Origin of the sequence: Proteus sp. fly-1067 (assembly GCF_040139345.1) — a bacterium.
Taxonomy (GTDB): domain Bacteria; phylum Pseudomonadota; class Gammaproteobacteria; order Enterobacterales; family Enterobacteriaceae; genus Proteus; species Proteus vulgaris_B.
The window spans coordinates 1-518 of sequence record NZ_JBEEUL010000285.1; the positions used below are offsets into that span (position 1 = coordinate 1).

General features: G+C 42.7%; 1 protein-coding gene and 1 pseudogene. Both read right to left on the bottom strand.

Going from position 1 to position 518, the window contains the following annotated elements; all coding sequences use genetic code 11:
• Positions 1 to 269: contractile injection system sheath initiator (locus ABN217_RS20435; protein ID WP_349460033.1), on the bottom strand; the 269-nt coding region annotated here is incomplete at its 3' end.
• Positions 266 to 518: pseudogene (locus ABN217_RS20440) on the bottom strand (Gp138 family membrane-puncturing spike protein); the annotation flags it as partial. The gene ABN217_RS20435 and the pseudogene ABN217_RS20440, both read right to left, overlap by 4 nt.

Here is a 518-nt window from a genome sequence, read left to right on the forward strand (position 1 = left end):
GCGCTAAAATGGGTCACTTCAACCACCTCTTCAATTTCGCTCATACGTTGTCTAAACGCCGTTTCAAACATCGGGATATCAGCTTGGCGACCAAAGGTTGTTGGCCAGAACGGAATACCTTTATCTTTTTTATGCAACATTTCACCACGCACTGCCTTGGCAAAATGCTGACAAAGGTTTTTAACCGCATCGTCTTTTTCACTGAACTGAAGGTTTCCATCAGGGCCAATAAAGAGATCATTATTTTTATCGATTGAAAATGTTCTCATAGAGGCGCTCCTGTATTTCCATGACCGGTCTCAACACCACTGTGTTGATGCGTAGAACCGATATCTTTTCCGTTATGTCGCATGGTTCCCCCTTGTGAATCACTATTACCATTTACAGCGTAATTGCCATTTACCGTGACATTGCCAGTAAATATGGTTTCAGGGGCTTTGACTTCATACTTAGGGGTTTCCAACACAACTTTATCGTTATGCAGAGAGAAACAGACTGAGCCATCCATTGATTGGATC